This is a genomic window from Novosphingobium sp. BW1 (assembly GCF_008107685.1).
In the GTDB taxonomy this organism is placed as follows: Bacteria; Pseudomonadota; Alphaproteobacteria; order Sphingomonadales; family Sphingomonadaceae; genus Novosphingobium.
In genome coordinates, this window is sequence record NZ_VIRF01000082.1 from 132,911 (window position 1) to 153,331 (window position 20,421).

Consider the following 20,421-nt stretch of genomic DNA (forward strand, 5'->3'; position numbering starts at 1 on the left):
GAAAGTGATCCAGTGGCCATCGGCGGAGAAGCGCGGCTGGCTGTCGAAAGCAAGCCCTTCGCTTACCTGGGTCGCCGCGCCGCCTCTCGCGGGCATGGTGTACAGATTACCCATGACATCGAAGACGAGAGCGAAGCCTGTGCGGCGTTTAGCCAGCTTCCACGAAGGCACATTCAAGCCGCACTTCGTCGAGCAGGCTTTCGATGGCGGCGCGTTGGGCATCGGTGCCTCCAGGCCTGACGTCCCAGTTGCAATGTGGGTGTGTCTTCGTGTCGCGAACGATGACCTTGCCAACGGCTCGGCGCCAGGTCTGGGTGGTGCCGCCATTTTGCCGGACGAGGCGCGTTATCAGCAGGTGTTCGAGATCGGATGCCGTCATGCCCACCGCATAGCTGTTCGTGTCGGCTATTCCAACACGGGTGCGGGTAGGCGCTCGAGCTGTCAATGGGAGGTGTGGAGGGCCAACCTTCGCGTGGCGAAGGTCGGTCCCATCGGCGCTGGCGTCAGCGCAATTGGCTGTCCTTGCTGCCGCGCCGGTTGATGTGGGAATGGGCGATCGTCTTGTCGCGTTGCCCCTGGCAGGCGACGCAGGTTCGCACGCCCGGCAGGGCTTCGCGCCGGCGAGGGGGAATAGGTTCGCCGCATTCCTCGCAATATTCGAGCCCCTCGCCAGCGGGGATCCGGGCGCGGGCGCCGCGCACCGCGTCGCTTACCGTGTCATCAATCTGATCCTGCACCGCGCCATCGCGCGACCATCCACCGGCCATATCCGTTCCCATTCGTATTGTGGGTAACGACGTGGGGACCCGAAGCGGGCGATTCAATGTTGTCTCCCCCAGACACCGCGTTCATGCGCTGGGGAGAGAGGGGCATCGTCAGAAGCGGGCGCGCAGGCCCAGGGTCCAGCGGCGGGGGGCACCCGGGCCATAGGCGCGCGGGTCGGACGCATCCGGGGCTTCGGCAAGGTCGACCTCGTCGACTTCGCTGAACGTGCCGAACGTGGCGTATTCGCGGTCAAGCAGGTTGCGCACGTTGGCAAAGAGCGAGAGGCCCGGGACCAGTTCCAGGCTGGCGCGCAGGTGGATCAGGATATAGCCGGGGACACGCGGGGTGAGGTTGGCCTCGTCGCCCACCAGTCCCTGACCCGAGCGGGCGAGGACATCGCCGCCCACGGAAAAGGTCCGGTTGCGCCATACGCCTTCGTAGTCGGTGCTGAGCGTGGCGCCGTGACGCGCGATGCCAGGCAGGCGATCTCCGGTACGGACCTGGATCTGGCCGTCCGCGTCGGCGAAGGGATGCGAGGGGCTAGATACGGTGAGCGCCTGGCGGAAGGTGGCGTCGGTAAAGGCATACCCGGCCGCGATGCGCCAACCGCCGTTTCGCGCCTTCAGGGTCAGTTCCAGGCCCTGGCGGCGGGTCGAGCCCATGTTGCGGAAGTAGGCCCGGCCTCGCACCTCGGAGGCGACGTACTGGATGTCGTCGGTGTTGGTGGTGCGCCAGCCGCTGGCCAGCCAGTCGAGGGTCCATCCGCCCTGTGCGATCTGGCCCGCCGCGCCCAGTTCGAAGGTCTTGGCGATGACCTGCTTCAAGGGCGGGTCGGCCACGAAGAAGTTGGTGAGGCTGCACGGCGCGTTCTCGTCCGCGCAGGAGAGTTCGGCCGGGGTGGGCGTGCGGTTGGTTTCGGTATAGCCGGTGCGCAGGGTGAGGGCCGGGGCCACGCGCCAGTCGAATTCGATTCCCGGATTGAGGCGCACAAAATGGTGGTTGCCGTTGAGCGCGGTGCCGATGCCGTCGATCAGTTCGATGCGCGCGCGGTTGTAGCGCAGGCCAATTTCGGTGCGCAGACTGTCGGTCAGGGGCAGGCTGTCGGCAAGGAACAGGCCCCAGTAGCGGGTGGTCGCGGTGAGGCGCACGGGCGCAATGGCGCCCTCCTCCTGCACGATCCGGAGGCCGAGTCCCTCGACGCTGCGATCCTCGGTCAGGAGACCGAGCGTGGTGTCTGCGCCAAACGTGCTGGTGCTGAGATCGTAGCTGACGCCCAGCGCGAGGTGGTTTTCTCCGGTCCACAAGGCGCGCTCGTCGATGATCTGGGCCAGCATGCCCATTGAGCGGGTATGGACATTGCCCATGTTGAGGACGCCGTAGCCATCAATGCCCGGGACGGCGGGGATCGGCTGGCCGTACGGGTCGGTCAGGACCCAGCTTTCCTCGCCATCATCATCGCCTGCCGCTTCGAGGCAGAGCAGGGCTTCATCGTCCTCGCACGGCTCGATGTCGGCGACATCGCCGTTGAGGGTCGAGACCCTGAGGCGCTGGCGGTAGGCGGTGGCCTCGATCCGGGTGTCCGAGCCAAGCGCGACCCAGGGGTGAATGCTGATCCGGCCATAGCGACTTTGCGAATTGTCCGGCCAGCTGAAGACCGAGCGGCGGCGCACGGCGAGCAGTTCGACAGGCGCTACGCCATTGCCGGTCAGGTTGGTGTCGGCCGCGATGAATTTTACATGGACCCCTGCATCCGTGCCATCAAGGCCAAGGTCCGCGTAGCCGTTGACGAGATTGGAGGGGCTGAAATCACGCCAGCCGCGCTCACGCCGGGACTGGAAGGCCCCGAAATAGCTGAAGCCCCCGGTGCTGCCCCCCGCCGAAAGGCTGATCGTCTGTTCACCATAGCGGCCGGTGGCAAGGGCGGCGTCCATGCCCGGATCGGTGCGTCCGGTTGCGGTCTGCAGCACCATTGTCCCCCCCAGCGCGTTGAGGCCAAAGGCGGGGCTGGGGTCGGCAAGTGTGACGCTGCGAATCGCGGCGTCCGGGATGAGGTCGAAGCCAACCGTATCGCCGAAGGGCTGGTTGAAGCGGGCGCCGTCGAGATAGACCGCGATGCCCTGCGCCTGGCCCTGGAGCGGGGAAGCGACGAAGCCGCGGTATACGAGATTGGGCTGCCAGGGATTGCCTTGTGCGTCCTGCAGGCTGGCGCCGGGCAGCGAGCGGGTCAGCGCGCCCAGAAGGTCCGGCGTGCCCGTGCGGGTTATGTCGGCGGCGTCGAGCTGGATGGCATCGTCGAGATCGAAGCGCCCGCCGGGCGCGGTGACGACGATGGTCGGGGCCTCGTCGCCATCCGTCCGGGGGACGGCTGTCTGGGCGGAGGCCCGGGCGGCGAGGCTCGCGCACCACAGGCCTGCCGCGATCGCGGAGCATCTGCGCATGATCCTTGATCTCTCCCTGGATCGAATTCGTCGGGAGAGCCTAGGAAGTGGGCAGCGATCCTCGCAATTGGACCTAGGACCAATCTGGAGCGACAGGTGGGGGCGGTGGTGGCCTGGCGCAGATTAGTCTCAACGTTGCAAGGACTTCAGCCCTCGATCGGGCGGATGAGACCTTCCTGCGTGGCGCTGGCGACGAGCGTGCCCTTGCGGTCGAAGAGGGCGCCGCGCGCATAGCCGCGGGCGTGCCCGGCCCAGGGGCTGTCCATGGTGTAGAGCAGCCAGTCATCGACATCGGGATCGGTGTGGAACCACATGGCGTGATCGAGGCTCGCGGCCTGGAGGCCGGGCGAGAAGAACTGCGTGGGGTGCGGCAGCGAGGTCGTGCGCAGCAGCGCGAAGTCGCTGATGTAGGCCAGCAGCACGCGCTGCAGCGCATGGTCAGCCTGCATAGGGCTGGCCATGCGCACCCAGTAGTGCTGTGCGGGAAGGGCATCGCTCTCACCAGTGCCGCTTTCCTCGGGCGCGACACGCACTTCGAAGGCGGCAAGCTTGACCAGCGAGCCGGACGAGATTGCCTGTCCGCTGGCGGCGAGGGCCGTCACCAGATCGGGGCAGTCCTCGGGCGCGGGCAGTTCAGGCATGGTCTGGGCATGCGCGAAGCCCGGCTCGGCGCGGTGGAAGGAACTGGCAAGGTTCAGGATCGGGCGCCCGTCCTGGATTGCGACAACGCGCCGGTGGGTGAAGCTGCCGCCGTCATAGTCACGCAAGGTGCGGTAGATGATGGGCTTGCGCACGTCGCCTGCGCGCAGGAAGTAGGCGTGGAGCGAATGGCACTGGCGGCCGTCTTCCACGCTGTGGGCGGCCGCGCGCAGGGCCTGGGCCACTACCTGTCCGCCGAAGACCCGGCCGGGCCCCGTGTCGCTGGCCGGGGCCCTGTAGAGATCGGTGTCGAGCCGCTCGATGGTGAGGAGTTCACGCAGGGCTGCGACGGGCGGGGCAGGCGGATTATCCAGCATCGCTGGCATCCTTATCAGGACGGGACTTGGCAATCCAGAAGTTCGCTTCGGCCTCGATCGCGACGAGTTCGTCCAAGGTCTGTTCGATCGCTTTCTTCTGCTTGCGTAGATCCTTGATGCGTTCCTGCACTTTTTGGCGCAGGTTGCGCATCTGCTCGACATGTTCGGGATCGACTTCGTAGAGGTCGAGGAAATCCTTGATCTCGCGGATGGTGAAGCCCAGCCGCTTGCCGCGCAGGATCAGTTGCATGCGGCCGATCTCGCGGCGCGAATAGATGCGCATGGTGCCCGCGCGCTGGGGCGAGATCAGGCCCTTGTCCTCGTAGAAGCGCAAGGTGCGCATGGTGACGCCCAGCTGGCTCGCCGCCTCCTGGATGCCGAGCATGTCGGGGGGCGGATCGCCGTCGGGTTCCGGCTCCAGCGCGTTCACGCCGCTTCCCCGGTTTCGCCCCGGCGCGCGTTTTCCTCGGCGACGAGTTCCTTCTTGGAAAGCTTGCCGACAAGGGTCTTGGGCAGCGAGTCTCGAAATTCGATCGCGGAGGGCATCTCGATCTTGTTAAGGCGTTCGCGCAGGAATTCCAACAGTTCCTCATCCGAAAGCGTGTCGCCTGGGTGGAGTGCGACGAAGGCCTTGGGGGCCTGCCCGCGATAGGGATGGGGAATACCGATCACTGCGGCCTCGTTCACCATCGGGTGCTCGTAGATCGCCTCCTCGATGATGCGCGGGTAGACGTTGTAGCCTCCGCACAGGATCACGTCCTTGATGCGGTCGACGAGGAAGAGATAGCCGTCTTCGTCGATGTAACCGATGTCGCCCGTGCGCAGCGCGCCGTGGGTGAAGGTCTTTTTGCTTTCCTCCGGGCGGTTCCAATAACCTGACATGACCTGGGGACCACGCGCGCAGACCTCGCCCTTCTCTCCGACCGCGCACAGGCGTTCCAGGTTGTCGGGATCGCGGATTTCGATGGTCGTGCCGGGGAAGGCGGGCCCGCACGAGTTGTCCTTCACCTCACCCTCCAGCGGGTTGCAGGTTATGATCGGGCTGGCCTCCGACAGGCCGTAGCCTTCCACCACGCGCACGCCGGTTCGCTCCTCGAAGGTGTGGCGCACTTCCAGCGGCAGCGGGGCACCGCCCGAAATGCACACCCGCACGCTGGAGAAGGCGCCGTGCGTCTCCTCGCCGTTGAGCGCGGTGTAGAGCGTGGGCACCCCGAAGAACTGGGTCGGCTTGGTGCGCAGCGCGGTCTTGAGGAAGGACTTCATCTCGAAGCGCGGCAAGAGGATCATTTCGGCCGCGGTGTCGATCGAGTAGTTGAGGACGGTCGTCAGTGCAAAGACGTGGAAAAGCGGGAGGACGCCCAGCGTGCGCTCCTGCGTCTCGGGCATATGGCCGACATGGGCGAGCATCTGCGCCGAATTGGCGGTGAGGTTTGCGTGAGTGAGCATCGCGCCCTTGGGGACGCCGGTGGTACCGCCGGTGTACTGCAGAACGGCGAGGTCATGCGGATCGCGGGCGACGGGATCGGGCGCGAAGCGGCGCGCGACAAGATCGTCGTAGGCGATGAAGCGCAGGTCATGCTCGGGGAAGGGTACGATGTCGCGGCGCTTGAAGAGCAGGAACGCGCCGCGCTTGAGTGAAGGGAGGGCGTCAGCAAAGGAGCACACGACGACGCGCTTCAACTGGTGCTTACCAAGCAGGTCCGTGACCTTGGGCATGGAGACCTGCAGGTCGGCGGTGACGAGGATTTCACAGCCGGAATCTTCCACGAGGTGGGCCATCTCGCGCTCGGTGTAGAGCGGGTTGAAGTTCACCACGACGCCGCCCACGCGTAGGATCGCGAAATAGAGGATCACGTAATAGGGTGTGTTGGGCAGGCACAGGCCGACCCGCGTGCCCTTGACCACGCCGAGGTCCTGAAACCCCCGCGCCGCGCGTTGAGCAAGCTCACCGATCTCCTGGTAGGTCCACTTGCGGCCCATGAAGTCCACGGCGTGCCAGTCCCCGTGGGCCTCGACGGCATGGTCGAGCAGGTCGGTCAGCAAGCGCGGCGCGATGGGGGGCATCTCGTCCGCCGTGGGGAGGGAGGAAGTCTGTGCCAGGCGGTCGTTGCCGCCCATCTGCGCCGCGCTCATCATCAGAAGGTCATCCTTGCGCCAAGAGAGAAGACGAGGGCGGAGGCATCAGTCAAGGTGCCGTCCACCAGGATCGGGGTCTGCACGGGTGTTCCTGCATAGGAGGCGGTGGTGCGGTCGATCGGCGCGTCCTCGAAGCTGATGTACGAGGCTGCAAAGTCCACCGTCAGGTTGCGAGTGGCCGCGTAGCTGGCACCGGCCGAGAAATTCAGGCGGTCGCTGTCGGGCACGCGCGCGTCGCGGTGACCATCGCGCGTGGGCGTCTGTCCGTATTGGATGCCGCCGCGCACGGTGAACTTGGGATCGATGGCGTAGTCAAAGCCGCCGGCCACAGTCCAGATGTCGCGGTAGCCTTCGGGGATCGAGGTGTTGATCGGGGCGCCCAGATCGATCGAATCGAATTCGCTCCAGCCCACGCGCACCGCCTGGAAGTTGAGAGTGAGCTCAGGCGTCGCGCGGTAACGGACCGAACCGATCGCCTGCCAAGGCGTGGAGAAGGTCGCGCTGGTAGCCACTTCCATGTTCTGCCCGGCCAGCGGCCCCAGCAATCCAGAATTGGTGAGCGTACCGTCGAGCTTGTGCTTGATCGCCGACTTGTAGGAGAGCCCGAGCGAGACCGGGCTGCGGTGCATCTGCGCGCCAACCGACCAGCCGGTGTTCCAGCCATCGCCCTTGAGGCGCTGGTGCCCGTCGGGAAGGGCGGCGGACAGGTTGGGCAGGTAGTTCGACAGTTCGGCCTTGGCGTGCTGGATGTTGAGGCCAGCGCCCAGATGAAGGCCCGGCGCCAGTTCGACCGCGACGGTGGGCTGGATGTCGATGGTGCGCAGCTCGGTCTTGTCGGCGGTATAGCGCGCCCAGCTGTCTTCCGAATAGTCGGTTGTGAAGTTGTAGGGGGCGCTGACCGCAAGGCCGACGGCGAGCTTGCCAAAGCCATAGGCAATTGCGCCGGATGGCAGGACGCCGGTGTTGATCGGGTCCTTGGCCACCGGATCGCCGCCAACAGGGGTCGGCGCGGTCCCGGGGCGCACGATCAGCGTGTTCTCATCGCGGACTTTGCCGCGCGGCAGGATGGCGCTTGCGTGAAGGGAGGCTTCGCCCCCTTCCATCCCGGCAATGGAGGCCGGATTCCACCAGATCGATTCCACGCCCGTGTCGGCGGCTTCGCCCGAAAACGCGCGGCCCTGTCCGCGCACCGACTGCTCCTGAAGATAGAAACCTTGCGCATGGGCCGTGCTCGCCGCGCCCAATGCGCAGAACGATACCGCCGTGCAAAGGGCGACCCGCCCTGTCATTCGTGTCATGTGTCTTCTCTCCCAAGAAGGATATTTTGTTGTCGTAAGACGTTAACGCGCGAAGGGGGCTAGTCGATCCGCGTCCAGGTCTGGGTCTTGCACAAGGGCCACACGATGCAGCCCTTCAGCTTGAGCGTGTCGGGGCCCTCAAGCGAGATCGTGGCCTTGTAGGTGCCCCCGTCTTCGGGGTTGTAGATCGAGCCTTTTTCCCACTTGTCGCCGTTTTTCTCGAAGCCGCCGATGATCTGCAGGCCCTGCAGCTTGCGGTCCCGCTTGGCTTCGTCGTTATTGTTGACGTCGCGCAGGTTCGGGTTCTTCTTCAGGTTGTCCGAGCTGACGAGGCGGCCGCAGATCGAGGCGCCGCAGCGCGAAATCTCGATGGTGCCGTTCTTCGATGGAGTGCGCCAGGTGCCGAGCGCCGAATCGGCGCTGGCCGCCTGCGCAGGTGCGGCCAGGCCAAGCCCGGCAGCAAGCGCAAGAAGCGCGGGTTTGCTGGTGTGCATGCGCAATCTTTCATCCTCTCTCTTCCCACGGTCTCGACCGTGACCCGGGTTGGGAACCGGGCCACGGCCTGCCGTGTTGAGGATTCGATAGCGCAAATTTTGCTTGACGTATAGGGAAAGAATTGCACCCTTAGGGAAGACATCGAGAAGATTCAGATCCGGACGTTGACGGAATCGCCGCCAGAGGGATTCGAACGAACCGGGTGCGCCTGTGGAGAGAATGCATGGATAGCGTCGTCATTGTGGGTTACGCCCGCTCCCCCTTTCACCTGGCCAACAAGGGCGCGCTGGCCCGCGTCCGTCCCGATGACCTGGCGGCGCAGGTCGTGCGCGGCTTGATCGCCAGGACCGGCGTGGAAGCCGCCGACATCGAGGACCTCATAGTGGGCTGCGCGTTTCCCGAGGGCGAGCAGGGCCTCAACGTGGCGCGCCTGATCGGCCTCCTTTCGGACCTGCCGCTCTCGGTGGGCGGCATGACCGTCAACCGCTTCTGCGGCTCGTCGATGAGCGCGATCCACATCGCCATGGGTCAGATCGCCGTGGGTGCGGGCGAGGCTTTCATCTGCGCGGGCATCGAATCGATGAGCCGGGTGCCGATGATGGGCTTCAATCCGATGCCCAACCGCGCGCTCGCCGAAACGTCGGCCGCCTACATGGCTATGGGCGAGACCGCCGAGAACGTCGCCACCAAGTACCAGATTTCGCGCAGCGACCAGGAAGCGCTCGCCGTAGAGAGCCAGAAGCGCGCCAGCGCCGCACGCGATGCGGGCAAGTTTGTTGATGAGATCGTGCCCATCGAGACCAAGGCTGGCCTGGTCGAACAGGACGGCACCATCCGTGGAGGGACCACGGCGGAAGACCTCGCCGGGCTAAAGCCCGCGTTCGACGCCAAGGGTTCGGTGACGGCGGGCACCTCCTCGCCGCTGACCGATGGCGCGAGCGCCGTGCTGGTCACCACGGAAAGCTACGCGAAGGCGCATGGCTTGCCGATCCTGGCCCGCATCAAGTCGGTCGCGATTTCGGGTTGCGCGCCCGAGACGATGGGCCTCGGGCCTATCCTCTCCAGCCAGAAGGCGATGGAGCGCGCCGGGATCTCGGCGGCGGACCTTGATGTCGTCGAACTGAACGAGGCTTTCGCCTCGCAGGCCATCGCCTGCATCAAGGACCTGGGTCTCGATACCGCGAAGACCAACATCGACGGGGGCGCCATTGCCATTGGTCACCCGCTCGGCGCAACCGGCGCGCGCATTGTCGGCAAGGCGGCCTCGCTCCTGAAGCGCGAGGGCGGCAAGTACGCGCTCGCCAGCCAGTGCATTGGCGGTGGGCAGGGCATCGCGACGGTTCTGGAGGCAGTGGAATGACCCAGCCCATCCAGAAAGTCTGTGTGATCGGTGCGGGCACCATGGGCGCGGGCATTGCGGCGCAGGTCGCTAACGCCGGTGTCCCCGTACTCCTGCTGGACATCGTCCCCAAGGACGGGGCCAACCGCAACGCCATCGCGCAAGGCGCGGTCGCCAAGATGCTCAAGACCGAGCCTGCGCCCTTCATGAGCAAGTCGGCGGCCAAGCTGGTCGAGACCGGCAATATCGAGGACCATCTTGAGAAGGTCGCAACGTGCGACTGGATCATCGAGGCGGTGATCGAGCGTCTCGACATCAAGCAGGGCCTCTATGAAAAGCTCGAGGCGCTCAAGAAGCCCGGCACGGCGGTCTCATCGAACACTTCGACGATCCCGCTCGCAAACCTTGTCGAAGGGCGCTCGGACGCCTTCAAGGCCGACTTCCTCATCACCCACTTCTTCAATCCGCCGCGTTACATGCGTCTGATGGAGATCGTGACCGGTCCGGCGACGGCAACGGATGTGGCGGCGAAGGTCGAGCAGTTCGCCGACGTGAAGCTGGGCAAGACGGTCGTGGCGGCCAAGGACACGCCCGGTTTCATTGCGAATCGCATCGGCACCTTGTGGATCCAACTTGGCCTCAACGCTGCGTTCGACATGGGGATTTCGGTGGAAGTGGCCGATGTTGTGGCGGGCAAGCCCATGGGCGTTCCCAAGACCGGCATCTTCGGCCTTGTCGACCTTGTCGGCATCGACCTCATGCCGCACCTTCAGGCGAGCCTCACCTCGACGCTGGCCAAGGATGACCCCTACCAGGCCATCGCGCGCGACATTCCGCTCATCCAGAGGATGATCGCGGACGGCTACACCGGTCGCAAGGGCAAAGGGGGATTCTACCGCCTCAACAAGGAGAAGGGCCGCCAGAAGGAGGTCATCGACCTTGCCACGGGCGAGTATCGCGCGGTTACCCGTCCGGCAGGCCCGCGCGGCGCTGCGGCCAAGGGCAACCTGCGCAAGCTGGTCGAGACCAAGGGCGAGATCGGCGAATACGCCTGGGCGATCCTGGGCGGCACGCTGGCCTACGCGGCGAGCCTGGTGCCCGAGGCGGCGGACGACGTGGTCGCCATCGATGATGCGATGAAGCTGGGCTACAACTGGAAGCAGGGCCCCTTCGAGATGATCGACGTTCTGGGCGCGGCCTATCTCGCCAAGCGCCTGGAGGACGAGGGCCAGCCGGTTCCCGAGATCCTCAAGGTGGCGGGTGAGCGCAGCTTCTACCGTGTCGAGAACGGCGCGCGCGAGTATCTGGGGCTTGATGGCGAATACCACGCCATCGTGCGTCCTGAAGGCGTGCTGCGTCTTGCCGATTTCAAGCTGGCCTCGCAGCCGCTTCTCAAGAACGCGTCGGCGGCACTCTGGGACATCGGCGAGGGCGTGGTCGCGCTGGAATTCACCGGCAAGATGAACGCATTGGACGGCGAGGTGATGAAGCTCATCACCAAGGCGCTGCCGCTTGTCCAGGAGAAGTACAAGGCGCTGGTGGTCTATACCGACGCCGACAATTTCTCGGCCGGGGCGAACCTGGGGCTGGCCATGTTCGCGGTCAACATCGCGGCCTATTCCGAGATCGAGAAACTCGTGGCGGGTGGACAGATGGCCTACAAGGGCCTGAAGTACGCTCCGTTCCCGGTCGTCGGCGCTCCTGCGGGCATGGCGCTGGGCGGCGGCTGCGAGATCCTGCTCCACTGCGATGCGGTGCAGGCCCACGCAGAGCTTTACACCGGCCTCGTCGAATGCGGCGTCGGGTTGGTGCCCGGCTGGGGCGGCAATGGCGAGATGCTCCTGCGCGCGCGCAACGCGGCAAAGATGCCCAAGGGCCCGATGCCGCCCGTTGCCAAGGTGTTCGAGACCGTATCGACTGCAACCGTCTCCAAGTCGGCTGCGCAGGCCAAGGAAATGCTGTTCCTGCGTCCCGATGACGGGATCACCATGAACCGCGACCGCCTGCTTTACGATGCCAAGCAGAAGGCGCTCTCGCTGGTGGAGGGGTACTCCCCGCCCGAGGTGCCCGAGTTCCGGCTCCCCGGCGACAGCGGCCGCGTCGGCCTCTCGATGGCGGCAGAAAGCTTCCGCAAGCGCGGGCTTGCGACCGAGTACGACCTCGTCGTCTCGGACGCCCTGGCCGAGGTCCTGACCGGCGGCGAGGCCGATCTGGTCGACACCGTAAGCGAGCAGGAACTGCTGAAACTGGAGCGCGACGCGTTCATGAAGCTGGTGCGCGAGCCGCGCTCGATTGCCCGCGTCGAGCATATGCTCGAGACCGGCAAGCCGCTGCGCAACTGATAGAACATAATCGGGGGACGCGCCCGGCGTATCCCCCGCGAGGAGAGTTGAGATGCAGGTATACGAGGCCCCCTTGCGCGACATGGCGTTCGTGCTGAACGAGCTTCACGCCGACGACGGGTTCGGCGATCTGGAGGCGCTGTCCGAATTCACGCCGGACCTCACCGGCGCGATCCTGGAAGAGGCGGCCAAGGTCGCGCAGGAAGTGCTCCTGCCCCTGAACCGCAGCGGCGACATCGAGGGCTGCACGCTGGAAAACGGCGTCGTGCGCACGCCCAAGGGCTTCAAGGAAGCCTACGATGTGTTCCGCGAAGGCGGCTGGTGCGCGCTGGCCTCCGACCCGGAATGGGGCGGGCAGGGCCTGCCCGAGGCCGTCAACAAGCTGACCGAGGAGATGATCTGCTCGGCCAACCTGTCCTTCAGCCTCTACCCCGGCCTGACCCACGGCGCGACCACCGCGATCGAGGGCTACGCCAGCGATGAATTGAAGCAGGCCTACCTGCCGAAGATGGTTTCCGGGGAATGGTCGGGCACCATGTGCCTGACCGAACCCCACTGCGGCACGGACCTTGGGATGTTGCGCACCAAGGCCGTGCCGCAGGATGACGGTTCCTACAAGCTGACTGGCGCCAAGATATTCATCTCGGCGGGTGAGCATGACCTGACCGAGAATATCGTGCACCTTGTCCTCGCGCGCATGCCCGATGCGCCTCCCGGCGTGAAGGGGATCAGCTTGTTCCTGGTGCCCAAGTACCTGCCCAAGGACGACGGCACGCCGGGCCCGGCAAACGGCGTTTCGGTCCAGGCGATCGAGCACAAGATGGGTCTCAAGGCGTCGGCCACCTGCCAGCTCAACTTCGAGGACAGCGTGGGCTGGCTCGTGGGCAAGCCGCACAAGGGCATGGAAGCGATGTTCACGATGATGAACACCGAGCGCGTCTCGGTCGGCATCCAGGGCCTTGGCGTGGGCGAGGCCGCCTACCAGTCGGCGGTGTGGTATGCCAAGGACCGCATCCAGGGGCGCTCACTTTCGGGCGTGAAGAACCCTGACGCTGCGGCCGATCCGATCATCGTCCACCCCGACGTGCGCCGCATGTTGATGACGATGCGCGCCTACAACGAAGGCAGCCGCGCTATCGGCGCGTGGGTCGCCCGCGCGCTCGATGCCGAGCGCTATTCGACCGATCCCGAGGTCAAGGCGCGGGCGCAGGACTTCATCGCGCTGATGACGCCGGTCGTGAAGGCGCTCTTCACCGACCTTGGCCACGAGGCCGCGCATCTCGCCGTCCAGGTCTATGGCGGCCACGGCTATATCGCGGAGAGCGGCGTTGAGCAGTTCGCCCGCGATGCGCGCATCGCGATGATCTACGAAGGCACCAACGGCATCCAGGCGCTCGACCTTGTCGGGCGCAAGATGCCCGCGCACATGGGCCGTTATCTGCGATCGTTCTTCCATCCGGTCGCCGCTTTTGTCGAGGCGAACAAGGAGGATGCGGACTTCGGAAAGATGATCGAGGGGCTGGAAAAGGCCTTCGGCGCGCTCCAGCTCTCGACCGGCACGATTGCCCAGAAGGGCATGAAGGACCCCGAGGAAGCTGCCGCCGCCGCCACCGACTACCTGCGCCTGATCGGCCTTGTCGCGATGGGCTATACCTTCGCCAAGGCCGCGCAGATCGCGCGGGCCAAGCTGGCCGAGGGCGCCGAGGATGCGGCCTTCTACAAGGCCAAGATCACGACCGCGCGGTTCTTCTTCGACCGCCTGCTGCCCCAGGCAACGGCGGCCTTTCTCGCCATCAAGTCGGGCAAGGGCTCGATGATGGAATTGGAGGCAGACGCCTTTTGACACTCCAGCCGGTTCCCGCCGCAGTCCGGCGCGGCGGGATAAGGAGGGGCCAACCGGTCGGGTCGCGCCAACCGAAAGGAGAACACCCGGGATTGCCTGCAAGGGCGGTCCCGGGTGTTCGTCATGGTGCGTGGCTGGTTTCCGGGCTGGTGTGCGCAGCGGCGGGCACGGGATGCGCGCGCTTCTCGGCCTGGTCGTCGATGGTGGGATCGGGGACCTTGAAGAGCCGGGTGGGCTTTTCCAGCGCACCTTGAGAGGAATGCGACGTCAGGCTGATGAACCAGGGCGAGGCGAGCAGGCCCAGTGTCAGCGGCGAGAGCCAAATCGCGGTGACCGGATCGAGGAAGGCTGTCGCGCCGAACAGCAGGCCAAGCGCGATGTGCTCGCGAAGATCGGGGATGATCTCGCGCACCGAGATGCGCCGCGCCTCGCGCGCCTGCGTCGACCAGCCTGCCGAGATACCGAAGAGCAGGCCCATCAGCGCTTTGGTCTGCGTGACCATGGTGATCGGCGCGAACAGGACGGCGAGCGGGACCTCGGCGGCCACCGACCGCAGGATTGTGCCGGGGCCGCCAAAGGCCGCGCGGCGCTTGGCATCCGAAAGCATCCAGACAAGACCCATCGCCTTGGGCCCGAACAGCAGCACGACCGTCAGCCACAGCACGCTGGGCGGCGCGGTGCCGACGAATCCGGCGCCCATCTGGCCTGCCGTCTGCGCGATGGTGACAATGAGCAGCAGCAGCCAGCCCGGCGAGGTCAGGTAGGCCGAAGCGCCCACCAGCAGGTGCAGGCGATGCGTCCAGGTGAGGCCCGAACTGGCGAGAAGCTGGAGGTGCTGCAGATTGCCCTGCATCCAGCGCCGATCGCGGATCGCCATGTCGACGACGGTGGGAGGGAACTCCTCGTAGGAGCCGCCGATCATGACCATGTGAACCGCCCAGCCACGGCGGCGCAGCAGCGCGGATTCCAGCATGTCGTGGCTGAGGATGTGCCCGCCGAAGGGGCCCTCGCCGGCCAGTTCAGGGAGCCCGCAGCTTTCGGCAAAGGCGCGCGTGCGCACGATGGCGTTGTGGCCCCAGAAGTTCGATTCCGAACCCGACCACCACAAGAGGCCCGCAGACGCGATGGGGCCGTAAGCCTCGCTCGCGAACTGCATCCAGCGCTGGAACAGGGTGCGCGCGTTGATGATCATGGGCACGGTCTGGAGCAGGCCGATGGAAGGGCGCTCCTCCATGATCGAGGCCATGCCCACGATCGAATCCCCGCTCATCATCGAATCCGCGTCGAGCACCAGCATGCATTCGTAGGCTCCGCCGAAGCGGCGCACCCATTCGGCGATGTTGCCGGGCTTGCGAGCGATGTTCTTCTCGCGGCGGCGGTAGTAGACGTTGATCGGCGCCTCGGCGGCGACCTCAAGCCACTCAGCGTATTCGCGCTTTCCGGACAGCTCGTTGGAATCGGAGAGCACGAAGAAATCGATCCACGGCGCGCCGCCCGCCTTATCGATGGAGCGGGCCATGGCGCGCACGCGGGCGAAGACCTCCTCCACGCTCTCGTTGTAAACTGGCATCAGCACCGCAGTGCGCTTGGAGAGCGACTGAGCGGGGCTGGGAATCGCGGTGAAGCCGGGATGCTCGCCCGAAATGAGCTTCAGGAAGCCGACCGTTGAGCTCACGAACCCGAAGGCGATCCAGGTGAAGAGCGGAATGAAGAAGACAAGGAGTGCGACCTCGAAGGCATCAAGCCCGTCGCGCGAGAATGCAAAGCGCAGTTCGCTCGACGCGGCAAGGCCGATCACGGCGGTCAGCGTGATCAGGAGGAGGCGCTTCATAGCCATGCCCGGCGGCTGCGTCTTCACCTCGATGGAGCCCGGAGGCGGGCCATCAAGGCGCTGTATCGGCATCTCCAGCGGCGCTTCGTCGGGAAGCGGACGCGGGGGCTGCGCGGGCGGCGGGGCCATGGTCATACGTTCAGGGTCTTTATCACGGTTTCGGAGAGGGCGTTGTCGCCCTGCTTCAGGAACAGGCGCAGGTCCATCGGGTTCCCCCGGCCTTGCGGGTCGCCCATGCGCACGTCGAGCTTGACGCGCCAGGTGTTCTCCTGGCCGACCACCGGGTGGACCTCGCGCGCAAGGATTGCCTCGTGCGGCGCTTCGGCGACGACTTCGACACCGCTCCCACGGTCAAGCCCGGCGAGCGCGGGCCCTGCAAAGTCGAACACGAACTTGCGCGCGCCGGGGATGGTGGGGCCATCGGCAAGCCCGGCCTTGCCCTGCCAGTCGTTGATGCACCGGGCGATGGCGCTCTGGCTCGGATCCTGGGAGGTCCAGGTGAGGCGATAGCCGAAGGCCATTTCATCGCCCGCGCGCACGGGCTCGGCCGGGGTCCAGAAGGCCGCGACGTTGTCCTGGTTCTCGTTGTCGGTCGGCATCTCGTAGAGCCGGACCGCGCCCTTGCCCCAGTCCGAAGTCGGCTCGATCCAGAGCGAGGGGCGCCGGTCGTACCAGGAGCCATCGTCCTGGTAGTGGTCGAAGGTCTGATCGCGCTGGAGCAGGCCAAAGGCGGACGGATCATCGGCGGTGAAGCTGAAGGTAATCGGGTGGAGTGCGTTTTCCAGCGGGCGCCAGACCTGCTCGCCGTTGCCCGCGCGGATCAACAGGCCGTCGCTGTCGTGGACCTCCGGGCGCCAGTCGGGCCCGCGCGGCGGGCGCGGATAGGAACGGCTGGCCTGGTCGAACCAGAACATGCTCGACATGGGCGCAATGCCCAGCTGCTGGACATCCTTGCGGAAGAACAGCTTGGCCTTCACGTCCTGGACCACGCCGGCATCGCCGCCCCCGCGCGTGTCGATGCGGTAGGCGCCTGCGACCGAGGGGCTGTCGAGAAGGGCATGGATGACGAAGTGGTCGGCGCCCGCCTGCTCGATCCAGAAGTGGGTGAAGCGGGGAAATTCCTCGCCCGAGGCCAGGCCGGTGTCGATGGCGAGGCCGCGCGCGGAGATGCCAAACTGGTCGCGCGAACCGGACGTGCGGAAATAGCTGGCGCCCATGAACGAGAGCCAGTCCGCGTGGCCATCGGCGGCCATCACCCGAAAGCCTGCGATATCCGCCTCTTCCTCGCCCACGAAGAGGCTGGAATTGTCGACCACGGGCCGGGCCATGCCCTCGCTCACGATGTCGATGCCAACCGCATAGGGGGAGACGGCGGTAGCGGTCGGGAAGAAGCGCACGACGTTGGCCACCGCATGGGCATCGCCATAGGTGAGGCGCGCCAGCGTGTCGAAATCCTGCGCCGTGCGGGGAGAGACTTCGGGCGTTTGATAGGCGGCCTTGGCAAGCGAGCGGGCACGCTTCACGAGGATATCCCACGAGAACGGCTCGGCATCGCCCAGCATGGCGGCGGGCTCGGCTGCGGCCAGCGCGGCGCGCGGAAAGGCGCCGCCGGCAAGGACCGTGGCCAGTCCCAGTAGCAGGCCGCCTGCCTCGCGGCGATTGAGCGGGAGGTGGGCAGGGGTCTTGGAAGAGGATTTGGTCAGCATAACGTCCGTGAACTCCGGTCTGATGCCCCCGGTTTCATGGCTTGCGTCAGGTCCCTGTTGTGGCGGGCGCCCGGGGCGCCTCACGCCAGCCGATGATGACATCGTCACCGGCCTGCAGTTGGGACGAGAACACCTCGGTGCGCCCGCCGTCGCTGCCCCCCGCGGTCACGAAAACGCGGCGCGGATTGCCATCCTCTCCCACGAGGTAGATCGAATCGCGACCGTCCATCGCCTCGCCCGCGGTGTCCGGGCGGAACTCCAGCGCTGCGTCGGGAACGAGCAGGACATTGCTGCGCGGCGCTAGCGCCACCTCGACGCGGGCGGCCATCCCTGGCTCGATGGCCTCGGTCGTGCCGGTAAGGCGGAAGTGGGCCACGCGCTTGCCGCTTGCTTCCTCGATCCGGTCTAGGACAGCGGTATGGGCGATGTCGGGCTGGGCTTCGAGCCGCACGCTGGCCTCGGCGCCTGGCTCCAGCGCCATCGCCGCCTTGCTGGCAAGCGGCACGCGTAAGGTCAGCCGGCTGCCGGGATGGACCAGCGTGAAGAGCAGCATGTCCTGCAACACGCCCTGGCCCTGGCTGAGATCGTGGACCACGACCACGCCGGCGAACGGCGCCCGGATCACGCGGCCGCGGGCGCGCTCTTTCTCGGCCTCGACGTCGCTTTGCGCGGCATCGCGGCGCCCTTGCGCGGCAGCCAGGCCGTCGCGGGCGCGGCGGGCATCGGCGCGGGCGCCTTCCATCTCGTTGGTGGAGGGCACGCGGTGGTTGGATTCGCGCCAGACCCTTTCGAAGCGGGCCAGGCGCGTCGATGTCTCCGAGACAGAGACCTCGGCAGCCTCGACATCGGCCTGCGCCGAGGTCAGGCGCGCCGCGTGCGCGGCCAGCGTCTCGTCGCCGCCGGGGGCCTCGATCCGCGCGATGACCTGTCCGTATTTTACTGTATCGCCTGATTTTACCGGCAGATCGGCGAGGCGTCCGTCGAGGCGTGCGCGGATCGGCAGTTCCTCGGCGCCATGGACCATGCCCGCTTGGGAGAGGCGCGGCACGAAGTCGCCGCTTGTGATGCTGGCGACGTAGTAGGGATCATCGTTGCCCGCGACGAAGCGCACGAAGAGCGTGGCAATAGCGATGATGGCAAGGACGAGGACGACAAAGCTGATGAGCTGGCGGCGGCCTCGGCGGGGCGCTGCGCCCAGGAACGTGTCGAGCGAGCTGTCCGTGGACTGTGGGGCGGGCGTTTCGGCATTACTCACAGACCAGTACCTCCGGGCCGTCGGCGGGCGGGGCCGGGGGGGCGAGGTCGGCCTCGGACCAGCCTAACCCTTGTGCATCCCAGCTGCCGATAGTTGCCTGCGCGCGGGCCGAGCGCGCGGAAATGCGCGCGTCGCCCAGCTTGCGCAGGGCGTCCTCGGCGACATAAAGCGTGGCCATCGTGCCCGTGCCGGTGCGATAGGCCAGGCGCGCGTCCTCGACTGTTTCGCGGGCCCGGGTCATGGCTGTTTCCAGCTTGGTCTGCCGCTCGGCCGAGAGAGCCATGCGGTCGCGGCTGGACGCCAGTTCGTCGAGCGCGGCGTCGCGCGCCTCGCGCCACTGGCGGACCACGGCGCGCGCAGGTGTCGCGGTGTCGGTTTGGGAGGGCGCGGCAGGGTCCTTCAGATCGGCCAGCGCGGCGGCGAGGTCCTCGTCGCCCACCTTGCTGGTTATCAGGTGCGCGATGAGGCGGCGTTCGAGCGCGAGGAGGTCAGCGCGCCGGGCAATGTCTTCAGGTGCGCTCTCTTCGGGCGGGAGCGCGCCAATGTCGGGCACCTGTCCGGTTTCGCCGAGTTTGGCTTCCAGCGCCGCGTCGCTGAGGCCGACCAGCTGCGCGAGCGCATGGCGGCTGTCCTCGTAGCGGCTCTGGAGAGTGCCGATATCATCGGTGCTCGCGGCGAGCGCGGTCCCGGCAAGACCTGTATCGACGCCCGAGACAAGGCCTGCTTCCTCGCGGAAGGCCGCGATTTCGGCGTTGTCGCGGGTGGTCGCAAGGGCGCTGCGGCGCGCTTCCAGCATCTCTTGCAGCTCGCGCGTTGCGATGTAGCGGCGTGCGATCCGAGCGGCAAGGTCGGCGCGCCTGTCGGCATAGGTGAAGGCGCGCGCGGCTTCCTCGGCGGCGTCCACATCGGTGCCGCGCGTGTCGAACAGGCGTCCGATACGCGTGTCGATGCGCCGCGCGTGTGAGCGTGCGCGTTCGTTGGCGCGGCGCAGTGCGAGCGCCTGGCAAGTTAGGTCGCGGTTTTGCGCAAGGCCCGTCTCGACCAGTTCGGCGAGCAGCGGATCGCCCGCGCTGCGCCACCAGTAGGGTTCTGCCGGTTCGCGCGCGGCGGCGGGCGCTGGGGCCAGGGTGGAGGCAGGCGTGGTGCGCGCGGTCGTTCCGGTACAGGCCGACAGGGCCATAGCGCAGGTCAGCGCAAGAGCAAAGGTAGGGCGCGGGGAGGAAGATTTGCAGGCGTAGGGCACGATGCTGCGATAGCGAAATTGCTTTCCAAGGCAATCGCCCTTGCGGAAAAACCCCGCGATGCGCGAGGTCTGTTCGACCGACCGTGTCGGGCGTGAGGCCCGATTGCCCTTCGTCACCTTGAATACCCCCCACGCTTGCGCGAAATCCTCAAGGACCAAGCGGTCCCGTCTCCTGTGACTAGACACATGGAGACTGCAAATGTTTCCGCCGACTGTACAAGAATGTACGAAGCGGGGTGCTTGCAGGCGCGCATGGGCGCAGGCACACAGGAAAGATCATGAAACAGGCAAGCGATATTCTGACTTTTGCAACCACAGGGTGCGGTCTTGTCGAGATCACCCGCGAGGTGGCGGATTGGGCGCGCGGCGCGCAGGTGGAGCAGGGCTTGCTTACTCTGCTGTGCCGCCATACCTCGGCCTCACTTCTGATCCAGGAAAACGCGGCGCCCGAAGTACGCCGGGACATTGTCGATTGGCTTGATCGCCTCGCGCCCGAAGGCCATCATTACCGTCATGACGACGAGGGGCCCGACGACATGCCCGCGCACTTGCGCGCCATTCTGACAGGCGTGAACCTGCAGATCCCGATCATCGGGGGGCGCCTTGCGCTGGGCACCTGGCAGGGCATTTATCTGGCCGAGCACCGCCTCCGCCCGCACCATCGGCAAGTCGCGGTTCATCTGATCGGGGCATAACAGGGGTACGAAGGAGCGA

16 protein-coding genes are annotated in these 20,421 nt (G+C 66.3%); 4 read left to right on the top strand and 12 right to left on the bottom strand.

Going from position 1 to position 20,421, the window contains the following annotated elements; translation table 11 throughout:
• Window positions 1-148: 148 nt before the first annotated feature.
• From FMM79_RS15350 to FMM79_RS15385, 8 genes are all read right to left on the bottom strand, one after another.
• Complete coding sequence (locus tag FMM79_RS15350; protein WP_148628329.1) at window positions 149-379, bottom strand: hypothetical protein; 231 nt, start codon at window positions 377-379, stop codon at window positions 149-151.
• Between the two features lie 124 nt (window positions 380-503).
• Window positions 504-767, bottom strand: coding sequence for a DksA/TraR family C4-type zinc finger protein (locus FMM79_RS15355; RefSeq protein ID WP_148628371.1), 264 nt, complete (start codon window positions 765-767; stop codon window positions 504-506).
• A 108-nt stretch (window positions 768-875) separates the two neighbouring features.
• Window positions 876-3,203 (bottom strand): TonB-dependent receptor, encoded by a 2,328-nt coding sequence (locus FMM79_RS15360; RefSeq protein WP_148628330.1) that lies wholly within the window; start codon window positions 3,201-3,203, stop codon window positions 876-878.
• Window positions 3,204-3,349: 146 nt separating this feature from the next.
• Window positions 3,350-4,219, bottom strand: coding sequence for an acyl-CoA thioesterase II (locus FMM79_RS15365; protein ID WP_148628331.1), 870 nt, complete (start codon window positions 4,217-4,219; stop codon window positions 3,350-3,352).
• A complete protein-coding gene (locus FMM79_RS15370) occupies window positions 4,209-4,604 on the bottom strand; it encodes a MerR family DNA-binding transcriptional regulator (protein ID WP_148628372.1) in 396 nt (131 codons plus the stop codon). Before FMM79_RS15370 ends, FMM79_RS15365 begins: the two co-directional genes overlap by 11 nt.
• Window positions 4,605-4,645: 41 nt before the next feature.
• Window positions 4,646-6,355: a long-chain fatty acid--CoA ligase gene (locus tag FMM79_RS15375; RefSeq protein ID WP_148628332.1), complete on the bottom strand. Its 1,710-nt coding sequence runs from the start codon at window positions 6,353-6,355 to the stop codon at window positions 4,646-4,648.
• The gene (locus FMM79_RS15380) at window positions 6,355-7,653 is read right to left on the bottom strand and encodes an OmpP1/FadL family transporter (protein ID WP_148628333.1); all 1,299 of its coding nucleotides are present in this window, start codon (window positions 7,651-7,653) and stop codon (window positions 6,355-6,357) included. Before FMM79_RS15380 ends, FMM79_RS15375 begins: the two co-directional genes overlap by 1 nt.
• A gap of 59 nt (window positions 7,654-7,712) precedes the next feature.
• Window positions 7,713-8,147: a DUF2147 domain-containing protein gene (locus FMM79_RS15385; RefSeq protein WP_148628334.1), complete on the bottom strand. Its 435-nt coding sequence runs from the start codon at window positions 8,145-8,147 to the stop codon at window positions 7,713-7,715.
• 224 nt (window positions 8,148-8,371) lie between these two features.
• On the opposite strand from FMM79_RS15385, the gene FMM79_RS15390 reads away from it, so the two are divergent.
• From FMM79_RS15390 to FMM79_RS15400, 3 genes are read left to right on the top strand one after another with little or no spacing between them, the layout of a single operon-like run.
• Window positions 8,372-9,508 (top strand): thiolase family protein, encoded by a 1,137-nt coding sequence (locus FMM79_RS15390; RefSeq protein WP_148628335.1) that lies wholly within the window; start codon window positions 8,372-8,374, stop codon window positions 9,506-9,508.
• On the top strand, window positions 9,505-11,829 hold the full coding sequence (locus tag FMM79_RS15395) for a 3-hydroxyacyl-CoA dehydrogenase/enoyl-CoA hydratase family protein (protein ID WP_148628336.1): 2,325 nt from the start codon (window positions 9,505-9,507) through the stop codon (window positions 11,827-11,829). The genes FMM79_RS15390 and FMM79_RS15395 overlap by 4 nt, the downstream gene beginning before the upstream one ends.
• Window positions 11,830-11,881: 52 nt before the next feature.
• Window positions 11,882-13,672, top strand: a complete 1,791-nt coding sequence (locus FMM79_RS15400; RefSeq protein WP_148628337.1) for an acyl-CoA dehydrogenase C-terminal domain-containing protein — start codon at window positions 11,882-11,884, stop codon at window positions 13,670-13,672.
• Window positions 13,673-13,793: 121 nt separating this feature from the next.
• Here the strand turns inward: FMM79_RS15400 and mdoH are convergent, their stop codons facing one another.
• Genes mdoH through FMM79_RS15420 form a run of 4 tightly spaced genes read right to left on the bottom strand, consistent with a single transcriptional unit; the run spans window position 13,794 to window position 19,866 of the window.
• Complete coding sequence (gene mdoH / locus FMM79_RS15405; RefSeq protein ID WP_148628338.1) at window positions 13,794-15,638, bottom strand: glucans biosynthesis glucosyltransferase MdoH; 1,845 nt, start codon at window positions 15,636-15,638, stop codon at window positions 13,794-13,796.
• Complete coding sequence (locus FMM79_RS15410) at window positions 15,635-17,209, bottom strand: glucan biosynthesis protein (protein WP_148628339.1); 1,575 nt, start codon at window positions 17,207-17,209, stop codon at window positions 15,635-15,637. The genes mdoH and FMM79_RS15410 overlap by 4 nt, the downstream gene beginning before the upstream one ends.
• A gap of 46 nt (window positions 17,210-17,255) precedes the next feature.
• Complete coding sequence (locus FMM79_RS15415; RefSeq protein ID WP_148628340.1) at window positions 17,256-18,464, bottom strand: efflux RND transporter periplasmic adaptor subunit; 1,209 nt, start codon at window positions 18,462-18,464, stop codon at window positions 17,256-17,258.
• Window positions 18,457-19,866, bottom strand: a complete 1,410-nt coding sequence (locus FMM79_RS15420) for a TolC family protein (protein ID WP_162528526.1) — start codon at window positions 19,864-19,866, stop codon at window positions 18,457-18,459. The genes FMM79_RS15415 and FMM79_RS15420 overlap by 8 nt, the downstream gene beginning before the upstream one ends.
• Window positions 19,867-19,985: 119 nt before the next feature.
• On the opposite strand from FMM79_RS15420, the gene FMM79_RS15425 reads away from it, so the two are divergent.
• Entirely contained in the window at window positions 19,986-20,402 is a 417-nt protein-coding gene (locus FMM79_RS15425) for a secondary thiamine-phosphate synthase enzyme YjbQ (RefSeq protein ID WP_148628342.1), read from the top strand.
• Window positions 20,403-20,421: the final 19 nt, after the last annotated feature.